Consider the following 518-nt stretch of genomic DNA (forward strand, 5'->3'; position numbering starts at 1 on the left):
TACGGTCCGCAAGTCGGCAAGAAGATGCGCGACATGGCTGACAAGGAAGTTGCCGCCGCTTCGAAGTGATTGGCCGGCGTAGGCAGGCAAACGCGGGGGCACCCCCTTAGCGCTGTCAGTTGGTAGATAATGGCTGTTTGGGTTTGCGCCCGGACAGCCATTTTTCTTTTGCCCTTCGCCCTATGAACCAAGCGGACCGAGCACTTCAAGCCAGCCAGGCGCGTGTGTACAACTTTTCGGCGGGGCCGGCAGTGTTGCCGGTCGAGGTGCTGGAGCAGGCGAAGGACGAGATGGTCTCCTGGCACGGCAGCGGCATGAGCGTGATGGAGATGAGTCATCGCGGCCGCGAGTTTGAAAGCATCCTGGCAGCGGCGTTCAGCGATTTGCGCCAGTTGTTGGCCGTGCCGGACAACTACGAAATCCTTTTCCTGCAAGGCGGTGCCATCGCCGAAAACGCGATCGTGCCGCTGAACCTGATGCGCCGCCTGTCGGCCGATGCACCGAAGGCTGACTACATT

General features: G+C 60.6%; 1 protein-coding gene. It reads left to right on the forward strand.

Annotated elements, in window-relative coordinates:
• Positions 1-182 precede the first annotated feature (182 nt).
• Positions 183-518 (forward strand): aminotransferase class V-fold PLP-dependent enzyme (locus D1614_RS28920; RefSeq protein WP_119440547.1); only part of this gene is annotated, 336 nt, incomplete at its 3' end.

Source organism: Maribellus luteus (genome assembly GCF_003576475.1).
In the GTDB taxonomy this organism is placed as follows: Bacteria; Bacteroidota; Bacteroidia; order Bacteroidales; family Prolixibacteraceae; genus Draconibacterium; species Draconibacterium luteum.